The following is an 18,177-nucleotide window of genomic DNA, read 5'->3' on the forward strand; positions in this document are numbered from 1 at the left end:
ATGAAGGATCAATTATAGACTCGTACAAGTCAATGATAACCGAACCTTACCTCACTAAGAATACAAAATAAGGAAGACACCAAGCAAAATACCTGCGAGCGGCACTAGTTTCTTACGTTTATTCTTTTCCTTGAATACAAGACCACCTATAACTACGGCAATGATTAGTTGGCTACGTTTTATTGCAGAGAGTAACATGATAAGCGCATCTGGATCTTGTAGCGCTTTAAAGTAAAAATAATCGGCGGTTTGTAGCAGCACACCTACTGCTATAATGGTCCACCTAAAGGTAAAGGCTTGTCTTTTTTCGGCTTTGGGAAACCAAGTAATCGCTAGAATGGCTAGTAACATTAAAATAGTATACCAGCAAAACCAAAACTGCAACGTTTGAGGATTAAGAGATAGATTCTGAATTAAGAACTTGTCGTACAATCCGCTGGAGGCTCCTAGGAAAGTAGCACCTATAATGGCAAAAATCCACTTATTCTTTCTAAAGTGAATCCCTTCTTTCTTACCAATATTTGCATAAAGAATTACTGATAGAATAATCACAAAGAAACCTACCCATTGTAGAGCATTAGGTTGCTCTCTATATATAAAAATAGCACCTATAAATGTAAAAAACGGTCCAGCAGATCGTATAGGAGTTACTATGGTGATAGGTAGGTGCTTTAAAGCTTGATATGCTAGAATCCATGAGGCAGTCATAATCATGGATTTGATAATGATAAAACCATGCGTTTTCCATGGAATAGGAGTGATGTAAAACCCTATTTCCTTAGTGTATTCTGGAAAAAATCTTGAACCTATAAAAAATGGAAGTATTAATACAAAACCAGCGCAGAGTGTACCTAACAATACAGGTAACACTTCGTTACCTTGTACTGCATGTTTCTTTGCTAAGTTGTGTAATCCAAGAAAAAGTGCGGCTAGTAAGCCTAAATACATCCACATGGCGCGAATATACTTTTTTGTAAGATTTTAAAGTGCGTAGTATTAAGGATTCTCAAAGCTTTCGCGAAAGCGTAACTCAAATACATAATATAACACTCACTTTTAAAGAAAAGGTCAAAAGAGTATAATTACCTTTGCAAAAAATCTGTTTGCAGTTCATTATGCCCGAAGATCAAAGTAAAAATACCCAAGATAAAAGTATCTCTCAACAAGAAATTGATGCATGTATTAATACATTGCAGCAACTAGTAGCCGATACGAATCAGCTTTTTGAGCTTCCAGAAGAACAGCGCACAGAGCTTCTCAAGGCTTCAGGAATGTTATCTCGTCCTAATAGAGATGAGTTTCAGCGTAGGAGGAAAGACGCAAAGAAGGCTGCCAAACGTAAGATGATTACTAGAGATAAGCACGCTCGTAAAACCACTGGAATACGATCTGCTAGAGAGGCTTCGCTTTTTGTTGCTCCTAAGTTACTGGGCGCAGCTGCAATCCCAGAAGACACTCCAGAACTTGAGTCTCCAAGAAATTGCTACGTGTGTAAAACAGTGTATACAAAGCTGCACCACTTTTATGACACCATGTGTACTTCATGTGGTGATCTTAATTATGCAAAACGCTTTCAAACAGCCGACTTAAATGGACAAGTAGCTGTAATAACAGGCTCAAGATTAAAAATAGGTTATCATATAACTCTTATGCTATTGCGTTCTGGTGCGACGGTGGTGGCAACCACACGTTTCCCTGCAGATAGCGCAATACGATATGCAAAGGAAGAAGATTATGGTGACTGGAGCGATCGCTTGCATATCCACGGTCTAGACTTACGTCATATACCCAGTGTAGAGATATTTTGTAATTATATAGAGCAGAAATATGATAGACTAGACATCTTAATTAATAATGCGGCACAAACGGTGCGTAGGCCATCTGGATTCTATTTTCACTTAATGGAAAATGAAAAACTACCCGTTGATCAACTTCCTAAACTCGCACAGCCACTCTTACAAGATCACATTACTTGCCTTCAGGAGTTATCAGACTTAAGTGTGAGTACTGCAAAAACTAGTAAGAATAATGTATTGCCAGTTACTTGGCATGGACCTGAGCCAGGAATAGGACTGCGCAACTCGGCAGAGCTTTCTCAGATTCCTTATAGTTTTGATAATTCGTTACAAACTAGCGAAGTCTTTCCAGAAGGAAAACTAGATGCAGATTTGCAACAAGTTGATTTACGTAAGACTAATAGCTGGCGTTTAAAGCTGGGCGAGATAGAAACGACAGAGATGGTAGAGGTACAGCTTGTAAATGCTGTAGCGCCTTTTGTATTATGCAATCGCTTGTCTAACCTTATGATGAAGGAAAATACTGGACAAAAGCATATCATAAATGTATCTGCTATGGAAGGTAAATTTCACCGCTTTAAAAAGGAAGATAGACATCCACATACTAATATGGCGAAGGCTGCTTTAAATATGCTTACACACACGTCTTCTGCCACTTTTGCTAAGTCTGGGATCTATATGAATGCCGTAGATACGGGCTGGGTGACAGATGAGGACCCTGCAGAGCTATCAAAAAAGAAAGTAGAAGTACATGATTTTCAACCACCATTAGACATCGTAGACGGTGCTGCTAGGGTGATGGACCCACTTATTGATGGTATCAATACAGGTAAGCATTGGTCTGGAAAATTTTTAAAAGACTATTTCCCTATAGATTGGTAATTAAAAGTTGTATTTTTGTGGCGTAATTGAATATCGATTACTAATTATTAAATAAATATTATTATGAGTAACGGAACAGTAAAATTTTTCAACGATACCAAAGGATTTGGTTTTATTACAGAAGAAGGTGTTGAAAAAGACCACTTTGTACACATTTCAGGATTAATCGATGAGATTCGCGAGGGTGACCAAGTTGAATTTGATCTTCAAGAAGGTAACAAAGGTTTAAACGCAGTAAACGTAAAAGTTATCTAATACATACTTTAAGTTTTTAAAAGAGCCCATCTATTTATTTAGATGGGCTTTTTGTTGTTATGGACTTTTTATGCTTTCGCGAAAGCGTATCTATAATCCGTAACACATGTTACGAGTAACTAACACTTATTTAAAAGTGTGTCGCTGCTCTTGTGTAGAAGAAGCACTGAGCAACTCATTAAATGAACGAATGCTATTAAAATCTGTCGTTATCGCTTTTGAAACGGCAATACCATCTACACCAGCCTCCAAAATTTTTGTAACATCATCAAGTGTGATGCCTCCCACGGCAAGAATAGGAGTAGTGGTACCCAGTTCTTCTATAATCGCTTTGTAACCAGAAACACCAAGCGTGCTTGCTGTAGTTTCTTTTGTGGTAGAAGTGCTGTAAGGCCCTAGACTTATATAATCTACTTGCTTCTCAATAAGTGCCTCACAGTCTTGTAAAGTATGTGCCGTGCCACCTATTATTTGCCAAGTGAATAAATGCTTCCTAGCAGAGATAGGGCAGGCATCTGCGCTTCCTAGATGCACTCCATCTGCTTTTACCTCTTTTGCAATTTTATAATCATCATTAATAATTAACCGTGTCTGGAAATGAGCTGTAATCTCTCTAGCTTCATGTGCAATGGCTAGCAGCTTCTTTTGAGAACAGTCTTTTACACGGAGTTGCACGAGCTCAGCTCCGGCATTACATGCTTTTTGTATATGTTCTATGTGCTCTTTGAGTGAGCTTCCTTGCGATATGTAATGAAGTTTTGGAATCATAATCTTCTTATTTAATAACTACGTAAAACGGTTATTTAGTAATGTAGCAAAGATACTCATCCCGCGTGGGTCTTACTGTAGTTATGATGAGCATGTGTTATTAAAAACAAAAGGCTGCCTATATGTTTATAAGCAGCCTCTCTAAAGTAGATTTTATGTAAAATCGTTTAATCTATTCTTCTTCGGTAACGAGTGAGTCTGCCATGGCTTGCTCCTTTTTTTCGCTATAATCTACAGGAACAGAATCTTTAATCCTAGTAAATTCATCTAGACGCTCTAGATCATCTTCCTCACCAGAAAAGTATGGGAAGACATCCATAATAGGTGACTCAGATACTGCTGGGATTGTATATTCTCCCATCGTGTCTTTCATAGTGACAACAGTGTTATCAAAGGCTTCCTTCACATCATTTGCTTGTACAAGCAAGTATTGATTAGTCTTACGCTCTTTACCACTTTCCTCATCATAAGCAATGAGTGATACACGAGATTTAAACCATCTATCTGAGTTTTCAAACGGATGTATCTCTGCGTAGTTTGCTACTTTTATGTTTGTGATTTTGATTTCTTCGCTATCACTTAAGTAGGCAGCCATTTCTTGTGTTATTCTACTTTCTGCTTCTGTATATGATATTGCATCTACTAGAAAAGGCTCTGTTTTTACCTTTTGAGTTCCAGATGCCTCATCAAATTTTCTATACTTTACTTTGCACTCATACCAAGTTGCACTCATATCTCTTTTATTTTAAGGTTGCCAAAAATAGGGGTTAGCTCAAGGCGAAAAAGTAAAAAACAACAATAGATATTCACAATCTCCAATTCATGAAGCTAGCTCTTTTAATACGAGTGATTTACCGCATAAAAAAGCTGAAATAAAAAAAGCGCCAACTGTAATTTACAGTTGACGCTTTTCAAGTTGGGTATTCTTATAATTATTTAGCTGGTAAAACTACTGTATCTACTACGTGTATCACACCGTTAGACTGCATTACATCTGCAATAGTTACTGTAGAGCTGTTTCCATTTTGATCCATAAGAACTACTGATGTTCCTTTTACAGAAGCCATTAGTTTACCACCGTTTACAGTAGTAAATGTAGCCGTACCGTTGTTCTTTTTGATCTCGCTCATGATAGCAGCTGCATCAAATTTTCCTGCAACTACATGATACGTAAGTACACCTTGTAAAGCAGTTTTACTTTCCGGCTTAAGTAGTGTTGCTACTGTTCCCGCTGGAAGTTTTTCAAAAGCAGCGTTTGTTGGTGCAAAAACTGTAAATGGACCTTCTCCTTGTAAAGTTTCTACAAGACCTGCAGCTTTTACAGCAGCAACTAGGGTAGTATGGTCTTTAGAGTTTACAGCATTCTCAACAATATTTTTAGAAGGATACATTGCTGCTCCACCTACCATCACTGTCATTTCATCCATCATATCTTCACCCTCAGACATTTTATCGTCCATCATATCCTCCACTTGAGACAACTTATCATCCATCATCTCATTTTGATCTGCTGCTTCTTCTTTTCCTACATTTTTTGAACCTTCACATGATGCAAGTGATAAAAGTCCTGCACAAAGTGCCATTGATAATACGTTTACTGTTTTCATAATTGTTTAGTGTTTGTGTTATATAGATTTACATATATAACGCAGCAGCTTCTCGTACGGTTCTCGGTAAGGTTTGAATTTGGGATAGGTTTAACAATTATGTCTGGATTGTCATAAAGTTATAATGCTGCATAAAATTTGCTGCAAAACTTAATTACAAGCTCTTCTAGGTTTCTTCTCTCTTTCGCTTTCGCAAAAAATTCTACATATAACCTACCAGTCATTAGCACTAACCACGTACTTCGATGATAAATTAATCAGCTTTCGCGAAAGCGTGCTTATGAGTATCACTCTTAAAGATGATGTATAAGATGGTAACTACAAACAGTAGTAATAAATACCAAGTATTTGCTACAAGATCTAAGTAATTGATATTACCTTCTGAGAAGCTCAAAATCATTAAAACCTGCGCTCCATAAGGTAATAAGCCCTGAAAGATACAAGCGAAAATATCCAGAATAGAAGCCGTTTTCTTATTGTCTAACTCATATTCATCATTAATGGTTTTTGCTATAGGTCCAGCAACAATGATGGATACGGTATTATTTGCAATTGCCATATTGATGGTGCTTACCAGCGCTGCAATACCAAGTTGGGCAGTTTTTTTACTCTTAATAAGTTTTTTAATTTTCACTAAGATAAACTCAATACCGCCATTACTAGCTACAAGTGCTGCAAGACCACCAGTGAGCAGAGACAACAAGAAAATCTCGGTCATATTTGTAAATCCTGTATAGGCAATTTTTGTGGACTCTATAATGGTAAAATCACCATAAATAATACCCAGCAGCGCTGCTGCAAGGACACCTACAAGTAGCGTTACAAAAACGTTTAGACCTACAATAGATAGTATAATGACAAGGACATATGGAGCAATTTTTATTACATCATATTCATAAACAACGGTTTCTGTAACATCTGTCGTGAGATCTACTCCTTTAAAAATCAAAATAGCAATGGTAAGTAGCGCTGCGGGAACGGCAATCTTTATATTTTGCTTGAATTTATCACTCATTTTTGTTCCCAAAGATTGAGTGGCAGCAATCGTGGTATCTGAAATTACTGAGAGGTTATCTCCAAACATACTACCTCCTAGCAGAGCTCCACAAAGTATGGCAAGGTCTGCGCTACTTTTATCTGCAAAACCAACAACAATGGGTGCTAAAGCTACAATTGCTCCCACAGAAGTCCCTGTAGAAACTGATAAAAACCCAGCAATCACAAAAATACCTACGTAGATATATTGTATCGCAATGTAATCTAAGCCAAGGTTTACAATCGCATCTACACTCCCTGTAGCATTAGTAATTGCGGCAAATGCCCCAGCAAGTAAATAAATGAGGCACATGGTTAAAATTTTATCATCACCACATCCTTTGAGTAGAATGTCAATCTTAGCATTTATGGTCTGTTTAAACATTATAAAAGCCACGATAATTCCAGCAATAACTGCCATAGGAGCAGGTAGTGCATAGAAGTCATCTTGATAAATACCAACACCTAAAAATGTAATAACAAATACAAATAGCGGGATTAAGGCTGTAAATTTTGGGGTAATTTGTGTAGTCTGTGTCATGTTCTTCTTCATTCTTGCAAGGAGATAATAGCAATTATATAGAAGTATGAGTTAACATTGTTTCCAATTAATTGGCTTATCTATTTAGCACCTTGCTCGTTATTGCAGGTTGCTATCTCCTTATTGAGATTCTTGATAAATAATTTAAAAGCGCAAAACTAACACTTGAATCTTCTTGTAGCGAACAGAAATCGTTAATTTAATTATAAAGATTATTTTGAATGTATAGTCTTCTGAGATTTAAGTCGTCATGAACATATAAATGTAGATAAAAATCGAAATTAATAAGGTAATATGTATCACTATGAGTCAGTAGGTTACAGTTGTATATGAGTTTTTACGCTTTCGCGAAAGCGTAACTCTCAACTAAAAATACATTTGATTTAACCTTCTTAGAGGATCTTTATGATGGTTGTGTAATCATACTTATTTAAAGAAATAATTACCTTTGCACCCCATTATGAAAAACGAAACATCACAACTACTAGATTTTGTTACTAGCGAACTCTCAAAAGCCGGTTTTACAATCACTCCAGATATTAATAGGGTAGAAGGTCTAGACTTTCTCATTACGGCACCTACAGGTAAAACAAGCGAATTACAGCTGCGTAACATCAAAGTTAAAGAGGAAGAAAGTATAAAAATTCAAAAGCTTGATTATGGACAGATTGCACCGCACCGTTTTTTAGGTTTAGTTACAGTGATAGAAGATGCCCCAAGAGCCTTTTATATCATTCCGTCTGCTACGTTTACAACAGCAGATAATGTGATATTCTTTGAGCATCCTATGGAAATGATGCCGCACTTAAGCCACTGGGAGATTAAAGTATTTACCGCCGCTATTCCTAAGTTTGCTCAATATGAAATAAGTAATTTTTATAAAGCTTAACAATCAATTTACCTCTAGTAAAAAGATTATCAATAGCACTAGCTTCTTGATGAATAGCGTTCATGCTTCTCTAAGATTAGAAGTAGTTTTGCGCACAATTCAATTGAATCAACATCGTGAGAGGGGCTCACGATTTTTGAGCTTATAAAGGTCTGGCAGGGGTGTCAGGCCTTTATTTTTTGAGATAATATTGGTTATTATGAATCATCGTAAAACTACATATCACAGTACAAGTTTTTATAGTCTTTAGATTCATTGATGGATTCCTTCGTAAGCCGATTTTCTTCTTGTAGTTTTGCAAATTATAATTCGATTAAAAACAAGTAATTATGAGTAAAGTAAAAGGAAATGATGTAGTAAAAGTACACTACACAGGAAAATTAGCAGATGGACAGGTGTTTGATAGCTCTTTACAAAGAGAACCTTTGCAGGTAGAACTTGGCAAAGGCCAACTTATCCCAGGATTTGAGAATGCTTTAATAGATATGGCGGTTAACGAGAAGAAAACGGTTACTATAACTAAGGAAGAAGCTTACGGTGACGTACAGCAAGAGTTATTTCAAACAGTACCGAAAACGCAACTACCTGAAGAAATCAAACCAGAAGTAGGTGTTATATTAGTAGCTTCTAGACCTGATGGTTCTGAGCAGCAGTTACGTGTATCTGAAGTAAATGAAGATCACATTATTGTAGATGCAAACCACCCACTAGCAGGACAAACACTAGAGTTTGAACTTGAGCTTTTAGAGATTGCATAAGACGACTTAATATTAAGTATATAAAACGCCTTAGCATAGCTAAGGCGTTTTCTTTTTGTATAGAATTAAGGTTGTTCAGCAATAAACTACAAAACAGTTCCCGTTAAATATAAAAGCCTGCAGTCAAAGTCTTCTTCTTGCAATAATTTGATGGCTTTCTTACTACGTACACCAGCTTTACAATACACAACCAGATCTTTAGTTTGCAGTACTTCGTGTGCTCTATTCTGCAGTTCGCCTAAAGGAATATGTTGCCCTCCTATATGATGTACTGCTCTTTCATGATGCTCTCTAACATCTAGAAGATTGTATTTGTCTGGATGTTTATTAATCTCATCTATTGTAATTCCCATATTGTCAATAGGAAACTCACATTGTAATTCGTACTCATCTTCAAGACAACTAACTATAATACTAGTATCTTTTTCAAATCCTAAAATCATTTGTTCCATGCTTATCATATTATAGGTGAGCAGTTTGCCAGAAAGAACATCAGCTATTCCACAGATGATTTTTAATACTTCATTTGCTTGAAATGCACCTATAATTCCTGCTAGTGCGCCTAGCACTCCGGCTTCAGAGCAATTAGGCATTTCATTCTGCTTAGGAGGTGTTGGGTATAAACATCGGTATGTAGGACCACTTTTATAATTATATACAGCCAGCTGACCTTCAAATTTATAAATAGAACCCAGCACAACAGGTTTATCTTTTAATACAGCAGCATCATTTACTAAATATCGAGTAGCAAAATTATCAGAACCATCCACAATAATATCATAGTTTGCAAAGAGCTCTAGCGCATTATCTCTAGTAAGACGCATTGGGTATTTATCAAATTTAATATAAGGGTTGAGCCTTTCTAAGCGGCTTGCAGCTATTATCGCTTTGTTACTTCCAATATCATCATGAGTATATAAAATTTGACGTTGTAAATTAGATTGCTCAACAAGGTCGTTGTCTATAATCCCTATTCTGCCTACACCTGCTGCTGTGAGATATTGCAACGCGGGGCATCCCAAACCACCAGCACCTATCACTAAAACACTTGCATTTTTTATTTTTAATTGGCCCTCTATTCCTATTTGGTCTAGAATAAGATGTCTGCTATACTGTTGTTTTTCTGAAGTGGTTAGATCCATTTTACACAGTTTTAAAATAACTTTTATCCCAATCTTTCCAAACCGCTTGGTATCCTTTAGATTCAATCATTTGTTTGATTTCTTCCGTATCTCTTTCGTCTGAGATTTCAAATTGCTCTAATGATTGTGGATCTACCACATATCCTCCAGGGTTTGTCTTAGATTGTGCACTTATTGACGTAATCCCTAAACTTATAATGTTATTACGGAAGCGTTCACTTTCTCTAGTAGACATTGATAACTCCACATCTTCATCTAGTAAGCGATATGCACAAATAAGCTGCACCAGGTCGGCATCTGTCATTTCAACTTTAGGTTGCACTTCTCCTTGGTGCGGTCTTAGCCTAGGGAAGGAGATGGAGTACTTTGTTTTCCAATAGCATTTTTGTAAATATTTTAAATGTAAGGCTGTATAAAAACTATCTACACGCCAATCTTCAAGACCAAATAAAGCACCAATACCTATTTTGTGTATTCCAGCTTTACCAAGTCTGTCAGGTGTATCTAAGCGATAATCGAAGTTAGATTTTCTGCCCTTAGGGTGATGTGTTTTATACGTTGCTTCATGATACGTTTCTTGATATACCAACACGGCATATAAACCAGCTTCTATAAGCTGTTCATATTCCTCTTGATCTAGCGGTTGCACTTCGATGCTAATGTTTGCAAAATGTGCTCTTATGAGTTCAATAGCGTTCTTTAAATAAGAAACGCCTACCGTTTTGTTTGCTTCTCCGGTAACTAGTAAAATGTGATCGTACCCTTTAGATTTTAAGAATGCTACTTCTTTTAAAATCTCGGTATCACTAAGGGTTTTGCGAGGGATTTTGTTAGTCATACTAAAACCGCAGTACGTACATATGTTTTGACACTCATTAGACAGATACATCGGAATATACATCTGCATGGTATTACCAAATCGCTTTTTAGTAAGCGCATGACTACGCTGTGCCATTTCCTCAAGAAAGTCTTTGGCAGCAGGAGAAATGAGTGCTTTAAAATCTTCCAATTCTATTTTTTCCTTATCAAGAGCATGCCGCACATCTTGTGCTGTGTAGCTATAGATTTCATTCTCTACGGTATCCCAGTCATAGGTGTCAAAGGTGTTTTTAAAAGACATAGGCAGTTGTTTTAATTAAGAAAAGAAGTGAGCGGGCTGCTAGCTTCTGCATATGTTTTTACCGGAGCTAATTTTCCATTGTAAGCCATGCGCCCAGCCTGTACTGCCATTTTAAATGCCTTTGCCATAGCTACAGGATTTTTAGACACTGCGATGGCTGTGTTCACTAACACAGCATCAGCTCCTAACTCCATAGCATAAGCCGCATGCGACGGACTACCAATTCCAGCATCTACAATTACTGGCACATTACTTTGCTCAATGATAATTTCCAGAAAGTCTACCGTTTTTATTCCCTTATTAGTACCTATTGGCGCTCCTAGGGGCATTACACATTGTACTCCCACATCTTCCAGCCTTTTACATAACACAGGATCTGCGTGTATGTATGGCATCACTACAAAACCTAATTTTACTAGCTCTTCGGCGGCATTGAGGGTTTCAATAGGGTCTGGTAAAAGGTATTTGGGATCGGGATGAATTTCTAGTTTAATCCAATTAGTCTCTAGTGCCTCACGTGCTAGTTGTGCTGCAAAAACTGCTTCTGTTGCAGTTCTTACTCCAGAGGTGTTAGGTAGTATATTCACATGAGGACGCATAATGCTTTGCAGCATGGTATCCTCTTCATTGGCAACATCTACACGCTTTAGAGCAACGGTTATTAGTTCGCTCTCAGATGCTATCAAAGCCTCTGTCATTAAATGATCTGCGCTAAATTTTCCCGTTCCAGTAAATAATCGTGAGCTGAATTCCTTGTCGGCTATTTTTAAAATATCGTTCATATATTATTCAATGTATGATGTTGTTCTTCTATTAATAATGCTCCTAGTGATTGTTGCAAGGCATCTATTTTTGTAAAATCACTAGTGATTTCTCCAGATACAGCGATTCCATGAATGCCTGTTTTTATTAAATCTGTTAGGTCGTCGATGGTGATTCCTCCGATTGCGATAATGGGAGTTTTAGTTTTTAATGTATCTGTAATTTGGTGATAGCCATTATAACCTAAAAACGGACTTAAATTTTTCTTGGTAGTTGTAAATCGTAAGGGACCAAGGCCTATATAATCCACACCTTTGTCTATTAATGATAGACAGTCTTCTAGCGTATTTGCTGTGCCACCTATAATTTGCCAGGAGTACAAATGTTCTCTAGCGACAGTAGGGCAGGAGTCGGTTTTTCCTAAGTGCACACCATCTGCTTTTACCTCTTTTGCTATTTCATAATGATCATTGATGATGAGTTTTGTATCATATTGAGCAGTAATTACTCGCGCTTCCTTTGCTATATTCAGCACCTGATCTAGAGGAACATTCTTTAAGCGCAGTTGCACTAGTGTTGCGCCATGAATACAAGCATTCCGTATGTTATCAAGATGCGCTTCTAGCGTATTACCCTGAGAGATATAATGTAGTTTTGGTATCATTACGACTTAATTTTTAGTGTTGGGTAACTGTGTTGTCCCAGTAAGTTATCGGTTGAATTTAAAAAGGCTTCTGTATAGTATTTTGCATTTATCGAGGCTTCTTCTATCCCTTGCTGCAACAAAATATTACTCGCCAGCGCCGCCGAAAGCACACAGCCGCTTCCGTGTTTCTGTAACACCTTTTCTGCTTTTGGAGCAATATGTTTTACAACCGTTTTACTGTGGTAAAGCACGTCCCATCCTGTTTTATCATTTCTATGTCCACCTTTTAAGTGAATATTTGTGAAGCTGCTCATGTGTGATATTGTTCCTTCAATACTGAGGTCTGGATACAGTTGTTTAATCTCATCATAATTAGGAGTAATCATATAACATTGTGACCATATCTTGTCTAAAATATCTTGATGTTCAAGGCTATGAAAATCAAATCCAGCACTCGCTTTTATGATGGGATCTACAATGACTTTTATCTCAGGATTGAGCATATGTAACCTATCCAAAACAAGCGACAGCACTTCCCATGATTCTATAATCCCAATCTTCACTACGGAGATTTCAAACCGTTCAAAAAGCGTTTCTATTTGTGAAATAATGACAGCTTTGTCCATCCACATACATTCTTTAAACTCTACATCATTTTGAACCGTAACTGCGGTACACACTGATAAACCGTATAGTTGGTGCGCTTCAAAGGTTTTAATATCTGAAGTGATTCCCGCGCCGCTTGATGGGTCTAGGCCTGCAATTGTCAATATGTAGTTATTTGTTTTCAATGTTATATTTTAATTTCTATTTGGACGCTCCTTGTTTTTTCTACTCTTTATTTGAGCGTTCCCTTTCAGGTCAGGCTTTCGCTACTCGCTTTTTTATGAATGAAATATTCATAAAAAGAGCTCAGACATGCCACTCAATCCTTAACGCAAACTGTTTTATGCATGATTATATGTGCTTTCCTGATGTTACTATTCTCAAAAAGCTGCTTTCATATTTTTAAAACTCTGCAGCGGATTCTCTGCTTTCCAAATACTTCCCAAAACTGCAATTCCGTTATAGCCTAGTTGTTTGACTTGTGCTATATTTTCTGGGCGGATTCCGCCTAGGGCTATGATTGTTTTATCACTGTTTTTTACATCAAAGCCACGGCCTTTATAGCCTTCTTTTGATATGGAATTAAACACAGGGCTCAAAAAGTGATAATCAAATTCAAAATAGCAGTCTTCTAGAGCTTGCAAATCATGAAAGGAGGAGCTTATCGTTTTTCCGAACATATTTAATCCTTTAAAATATTTACCAGGATTATCTATGTAATCTATGCGATGTTGTTCCTTAAAATGGATTCCTTTGAGATTGAATTCGTTGATTATCATATGATGATCGTGCACTACAATCCTGTCATGAAACGCAGTATCAATCTGCTGTATATAGGCGCAATATTCCTCATAACTTTTATGTGGCTTTCTTACATGATAACATGATAATCCGTGTTTAAATAACTGGTGTAGTATTTCTACTTCATTAGAGATATCATTTTCTGGTGATAGTACGATGATCATGTTTTTGAGTTAAGGATTGTAATGAAAATCCTTTTGCCTTTTTCTGGCAAAAGATTGTAGTGGAAAGCCTGCCCACGCTTTTGCAGCGTGGGAACTCCCACATCTTTTTACAGATATACTTCGGAACCTTTGGCTTTAAATTCTTTAGACTTTTCTTCCATTCCTTTTTGGATGACTTCGTTATCGACTATGTCATTTACAGCAGCAAAATCTCTTACTTCTTGAGAAATTTTCATGGAGCAGAATTTTGGTCCGCACATGGAGCAGAAGTGCGCCACTTTTGCACCAGCAGCAGGTAGCGTTTCATCGTGATACTCGCGAGCACGCTCTGGATCTAGTCCTAAGTTGAACTGATCTTCCCAGCGAAACTCAAAACGTGCCATACTCAGCGCATTATCTCGATGTTGCGAACCTGGGTGACCTTTGGCCAGATCAGCAGCATGGGCAGCTAGTTTGTAAGTAACCACACCAACACGCACGTCTTCTTTATTGGGTAATCCAAGGTGTTCTTTTGGAGTAACGTAGCACAACATCGCACAACCATACCAGCCTATCATGGCAGCACCAATACCTGAGGTAATATGGTCATATCCAGGCGCAATATCTGTGGTAAGCGGCCCTAAAGTGTAAAAAGGAGCCTCATCGCAAAGTTCGATTTGCTTCTCCATATTTTCCTTAATCATGTGCATCGGTACGTGACCAGGACCTTCTATAAAGCACTGCACATCATGCTTACGAGCGATTTTTGTAAGTTCGCCTAGTGTTTCTAGCTCAGCAAATTGTGCCTCATCATTTGCATCTGCGACAGATCCTGGACGTAAACCGTCACCTAAAGAAAAGGCAACATCGTATTGTTTTAAAATCTCACAGATATCTTCAAAATGCGTATACAAAAAGCTCTCTTTATGATGCGCAAGACACCACTTTGCCATGATAGATCCGCCACGAGAGACGATACCCGTCACGCGATTTGCAGTCATAGGTACATAACGCAATAAGACACCGGCGTGTATGGTAAAATAGTCTACGCCTTGCTCTGCTTGCTCAATTAAGGTGTCCTTAAAAATCTCCCACGTAAGATCTTCGGCGACGCCATTTACTTTTTCTAAAGCTTGGTAAATAGGAACCGTTCCCACGGGAACAGGGGAGTTGCGTATGATCCACTCGCGGGTCTCATGTATGTTTTCACCAGTAGATAAATCCATGATATTATCTGCTCCCCAGCGGCATGCCCACACAGCTTTTTCTACTTCTTCCTCAATAGAAGAGGTGACTGCAGAATTCCCAATATTTGCGTTGATTTTTACCAAGAAATTACGTCCCAAAATCATAGGCTCTGCTTCTGGATGGTTGATGTTTGATGGGATTACGGCGCGACCTCTTGCAACTTCTGAGCGTACAAATTCTGGCGTGATTTTATCAGGAATAGATGCGCCAAAATGTTCTCCTTTGTGTTGCTTTCTAATCTCCGTCATTTCATCAATACGCTGATTTTCGCGAATAGCGATATACTCCATTTCTGGAGTGATAATCCCTTGTTTTGCATAATGCAGCTGCGTAACATTCTCACCTTTTTTTGCACGTATAGGCTTCTTTAAAAGCTTAAAACGCATGTGGTCTAGACTCTTATCATTAAGACGCTCATTACAATAGGTAGAGGAGTAGCTGTCCAATTGTTCTACATTATTGCGCTCCAGAATCCACGACTCACGTATGCGCTCTAAACCGCTGTGTATATTGATTTCTTTGTTTGGATCTGTATAAGGTCCAGAAGTATCATACACCGTTACGGGCTCGTTAGGTGTTTTCTTTTTGGTCATAGAATCCACAGTATCACTAAGCGCAATCTCGCGCATAGCCACTTTAATCTGTGGGTGAATCTTACCGTTTACGTAGATTTTTTTTGAATTAGGAAATGGATTTCGGGTAATGCCGCCTTGCTTAGGCGCAGTGTCTCTATTTTTCATCTTTCTGGATTAATTAATGATGTTTTTCTACTCTTGAAGTACCTAGAAGTCGCTATTATCCACCTTGTGTGGCTTTAATAATAAGCACAGCATCGCCGTCATCAGGGATGGTAGAAACCCAATGTGATCTGGTAATAATGCGCTCATTAATAGCCACAGCAATCCCACTAACCGAAATGTCGAGTTGGGTGAGGATCTGGTCTAGTGTGACCTGTGCTGGAAATTGATACGAGGTTTGATTGACCTTTATGTTTATCATGTTTAATACAATTATGAAGCATGTGCTTCGGTTATATAAACGATAAAGGAATGAGAAGGATAGAATTAAAAATAGAGGAAGTGCGTAGTGGTGCAAGAACCTCTAACTTTTCCCTACGTTGGTATTAACCAAATCAGGTTCTAAGGATTTTTCTCAAACTAATTTAATAGCTACTCCTAAAGTTTAGACTTTAAAAGTAGCAATAATTCTGAACTAGACGAGAGAAAATGTAAAAAAAATAAAATGTTAAGTTTTGGTTGGTAGGTTTTTATGGGGATTTGGGATACATCTGCGTAATAATAAGTTACTTGATAAACCCTCATAGATACAGCGTAAATCAGCTATTACTAACCGCAAAACGCATTACAAAATGGGTGCCTTCATTGGGTGTACTCGTACAGAAAAGTTCGCCGCCATTCATTTCAACAAAGTCTTTTGAAATGAGTAGTCCAAAACCCGTTCCTTGTTCTCCCTTAGTGCCTAGAGTGGTCTTTGGTATGCAATCTTTAACAAGATTTTTGTGCCAGCTAGTTGTCATACCCACGCCAAAATCTTGTACGCCTATTTCAATCCCATCTGGGCCTTTCTTGCTTGATAATATGACATTTTGATTCTTTGTACTGAATTTTATGGCGTTTGAAATCAAATTACGTAAGACTACTTTAAACATATTTTCATCAATAAATAAGGTAGGCGTTTCAATTTCAAATAATAGTTTTACATCTTTCTCTTTTGCTGAGCGTTCATATTGCTTAGCTATAGATGTAAAGATTTCTTGAATATCACAATCCTTTTTATTGAGTTTAATTCCCTCTAGCTGGTTATATGACCAATCTAGTAAGGCACTCACCATAGCAATTCTATCATCCAATTCATTTTTAAGACTTTGTGAGATCTCTTTTAGTTCATTATCCTCAATTTGGTTTTCAAGTAGATTAACCAGCAAGGAGATATTATGTAACGGTCCTCTAACGTCATGTGTAAGCAAAGAGAACAGCTTGTTCTTAAGAGAATTGACAGATTCAAGCTCGTGGTTTTTACTTTCTAAATCCTCTTTTGCGATTTGTAAATCTTTCGTCTGCTTGTCTACCTCTAAAGCAAGGATTTTATTAGTTTCTACTTGTGTTCTTATGTTTTCGTCTTCAATAGACTTAAACTTATAGCCAATTAAAATAGAGAAGAGAATGAGTTGTAATGTGATGAGGATTGAAGTGATTAACACAATAAAATGTTTGTCTACAGTGTAAGCATCTTTTAAAAACCATGCGCTTATATAGATGACTGAGGAGAGTAGCATTGGGGAGTATGCATACAAATAGTACTTATTAAACTTTTCTTCATTAAATAAGCGAATCCCAGAGAAAATATTCAATAATACGGATAGCAAAGCAGTAATCGCTGCAGACATTACTAGCGAACTATGCAACCAAGGAATATGGAGAGTTAGAATATTAAGAACAAAAAGAATTGGGATTAAAACTGTGGTATATTTTAAAAAAGTATAACTGCGTGATATTTTAGGATGATTGCCGCGATGAACATTTAAATAATTGGTTGTAAACAATAAGAATCCAAAAGTGGTGGTCATTGCAGAGATAAGTGATCCATTTTTTTGAATAACCTCAGGAAGAAATCCATCTGGAAAAAGTGACCAACTCCAATGCACTGCAAGTCCAAAAAGAATGATACAATAGTGACACAGAATTTTGTGCCTTAAAATTAAATAAGAAACGAAGTGATAAACTCCGAAAACACCAAAGATGGCGGTAAATATGGAAACTATTAAAAAATTAATATCAAAACTATTCATATGGGGCGGTGGTTAGTTAAGAATATAATACAAGTACAATAATTAAGAATGCCTGATTTTCATCTAGATCCCTAATTACGTTTCTAAGGCTCAAAACTTATATAAAATGCAATTACAATTAGGGGTTATAATATCTTAAATATGAAGTAGTTGTCTCTGTAATATAGTAAAAATATCGCTTCCTCTGAAAATTGTCAACTTAAAATTAACAGTAAATAATTCTGAATTACAGAAAATTTAGTTGTTGAATTCTAAAAAATATGCTGATTCTTTATAACGTATATTTCTCTAAACAATACTAAAACTGCTTACATCTAATTACTGAATATGAGTCATAAGCATCTGAAATTAAAGAAGTAACAATTATTA

The 18,177-nt window shown here is 37.1% G+C and carries 18 protein-coding genes and 2 riboswitches; of the genes, 4 read left to right on the forward strand and 14 right to left on the reverse strand.

Translation table 11 applies throughout. The features are described 5' to 3' along the window. Positions 1-54 precede the first annotated feature (54 nt). On the reverse strand, positions 55-954 hold the full coding sequence (locus ACJJVW_RS14730) for an EamA family transporter (RefSeq protein WP_339844470.1): 900 nt from the start codon (positions 952-954) through the stop codon (positions 55-57). 161 nt (positions 955-1,115) lie between these two features. On the opposite strand from ACJJVW_RS14730, the gene ACJJVW_RS14735 reads away from it, so the two are divergent. After that, complete coding sequence (locus tag ACJJVW_RS14735; RefSeq protein WP_298325076.1) at positions 1,116-2,678, forward strand: SDR family NAD(P)-dependent oxidoreductase; 1,563 nt, start codon at positions 1,116-1,118, stop codon at positions 2,676-2,678. Between the two features lie 63 nt (positions 2,679-2,741). Beyond that, positions 2,742-2,933 carry a cold-shock protein gene (locus tag ACJJVW_RS14740; protein ID WP_298325079.1) on the forward strand — a complete coding sequence of 64 codons (192 nt, stop codon included), beginning with the start codon at positions 2,742-2,744 and terminating at the stop codon, positions 2,931-2,933. Positions 2,934-3,059: 126 nt separating this feature from the next. Here the strand turns inward: ACJJVW_RS14740 and thiE (ACJJVW_RS14745) are convergent, their stop codons facing one another. The 4 genes from thiE (ACJJVW_RS14745) to ACJJVW_RS14760 all read right to left on the reverse strand — a co-directional run bounded on the left by thiE (ACJJVW_RS14745) (position 3,060) and on the right by ACJJVW_RS14760 (position 6,896). Beyond that, positions 3,060-3,701 carry a thiamine phosphate synthase gene (thiE, locus tag ACJJVW_RS14745; RefSeq protein ID WP_405252847.1) on the reverse strand — a complete coding sequence of 214 codons (642 nt, stop codon included), beginning with the start codon at positions 3,699-3,701 and terminating at the stop codon, positions 3,060-3,062. Positions 3,702-3,873: 172 nt separating this feature from the next. Then, positions 3,874-4,434: a DUF4494 domain-containing protein gene (locus ACJJVW_RS14750; RefSeq protein ID WP_405252849.1), complete on the reverse strand. Its 561-nt coding sequence runs from the start codon at positions 4,432-4,434 to the stop codon at positions 3,874-3,876. A 199-nt stretch (positions 4,435-4,633) separates the two neighbouring features. After that, on the reverse strand, positions 4,634-5,308 hold the full coding sequence (locus tag ACJJVW_RS14755) for a fasciclin domain-containing protein (RefSeq protein WP_405224704.1): 675 nt from the start codon (positions 5,306-5,308) through the stop codon (positions 4,634-4,636). Positions 5,309-5,561: 253 nt separating this feature from the next. After that, entirely contained in the window at positions 5,562-6,896 is a 1,335-nt protein-coding gene (locus ACJJVW_RS14760) for a Na+/H+ antiporter NhaC family protein (protein WP_405252851.1), read from the reverse strand. A gap of 35 nt (positions 6,897-6,931) precedes the next feature. Beyond that, positions 6,932-7,028: riboswitch (SAM-I-IV-variant riboswitch) on the reverse strand. A gap of 316 nt (positions 7,029-7,344) precedes the next feature. On the opposite strand from ACJJVW_RS14760, the gene ACJJVW_RS14765 reads away from it, so the two are divergent. Next, positions 7,345-7,773, forward strand: coding sequence for a hypothetical protein (locus tag ACJJVW_RS14765; protein WP_405252853.1), 429 nt, complete (start codon positions 7,345-7,347; stop codon positions 7,771-7,773). A 329-nt stretch (positions 7,774-8,102) separates the two neighbouring features. Then, positions 8,103-8,531 carry a peptidylprolyl isomerase gene (locus ACJJVW_RS14770; RefSeq protein WP_298325089.1) on the forward strand — a complete coding sequence of 143 codons (429 nt, stop codon included), beginning with the start codon at positions 8,103-8,105 and terminating at the stop codon, positions 8,529-8,531. 86 nt (positions 8,532-8,617) lie between these two features. On the opposite strand, the gene ACJJVW_RS14775 is transcribed toward ACJJVW_RS14770, so the two are convergent. From ACJJVW_RS14775 to ACJJVW_RS14815, 9 genes are all read right to left on the reverse strand, one after another. Then, entirely contained in the window at positions 8,618-9,673 is a 1,056-nt protein-coding gene (locus ACJJVW_RS14775) for a ThiF family adenylyltransferase (protein WP_405252855.1), read from the reverse strand. A 1-nt stretch (position 9,674) separates the two neighbouring features. Further along, entirely contained in the window at positions 9,675-10,793 is a 1,119-nt protein-coding gene (gene thiH / locus ACJJVW_RS14780; protein WP_405252857.1) for a 2-iminoacetate synthase ThiH, read from the reverse strand. A gap of 11 nt (positions 10,794-10,804) precedes the next feature. After that, positions 10,805-11,575 (reverse strand): thiazole synthase, encoded by a 771-nt coding sequence (locus ACJJVW_RS14785; RefSeq protein WP_405252859.1) that lies wholly within the window; start codon positions 11,573-11,575, stop codon positions 10,805-10,807. Next, on the reverse strand, positions 11,572-12,219 hold the full coding sequence (gene thiE, locus ACJJVW_RS14790; protein WP_405252861.1) for a thiamine phosphate synthase: 648 nt from the start codon (positions 12,217-12,219) through the stop codon (positions 11,572-11,574). Before thiE (ACJJVW_RS14790) ends, ACJJVW_RS14785 begins: the two co-directional genes overlap by 4 nt. Continuing rightward, entirely contained in the window at positions 12,219-12,992 is a 774-nt protein-coding gene (locus ACJJVW_RS14795; protein WP_405252863.1) for a hydroxymethylpyrimidine/phosphomethylpyrimidine kinase, read from the reverse strand. Before ACJJVW_RS14795 ends, thiE (ACJJVW_RS14790) begins: the two co-directional genes overlap by 1 nt. A 195-nt stretch (positions 12,993-13,187) precedes the next feature. Next, positions 13,188-13,772 carry a thiamine phosphate synthase gene (locus tag ACJJVW_RS14800; protein ID WP_405252865.1) on the reverse strand — a complete coding sequence of 195 codons (585 nt, stop codon included), beginning with the start codon at positions 13,770-13,772 and terminating at the stop codon, positions 13,188-13,190. Positions 13,773-13,879: 107 nt separating this feature from the next. Then, the gene (gene thiC, locus ACJJVW_RS14805; RefSeq protein ID WP_405252867.1) at positions 13,880-15,739 is read right to left on the reverse strand and encodes a phosphomethylpyrimidine synthase ThiC; all 1,860 of its coding nucleotides are present in this window, start codon (positions 15,737-15,739) and stop codon (positions 13,880-13,882) included. Positions 15,740-15,794: 55 nt separating this feature from the next. Further along, the gene (gene thiS / locus ACJJVW_RS14810; RefSeq protein ID WP_013752138.1) at positions 15,795-15,998 is read right to left on the reverse strand and encodes a sulfur carrier protein ThiS; all 204 of its coding nucleotides are present in this window, start codon (positions 15,996-15,998) and stop codon (positions 15,795-15,797) included. Between the two features lie 93 nt (positions 15,999-16,091). After that, positions 16,092-16,186, reverse strand: a riboswitch (TPP riboswitch). 149 nt (positions 16,187-16,335) lie between these two features. Then, positions 16,336-17,808 carry an ATP-binding protein gene (locus ACJJVW_RS14815; RefSeq protein WP_405252869.1) on the reverse strand — a complete coding sequence of 491 codons (1,473 nt, stop codon included), beginning with the start codon at positions 17,806-17,808 and terminating at the stop codon, positions 16,336-16,338. Positions 17,809-18,177 lie beyond the last annotated feature (369 nt).

The sequence above is a fragment of the Dokdonia sp. Asnod3-C12 genome (assembly GCF_045063975.1).
GTDB lineage: Bacteria > Bacteroidota > Bacteroidia > Flavobacteriales > Flavobacteriaceae > Dokdonia.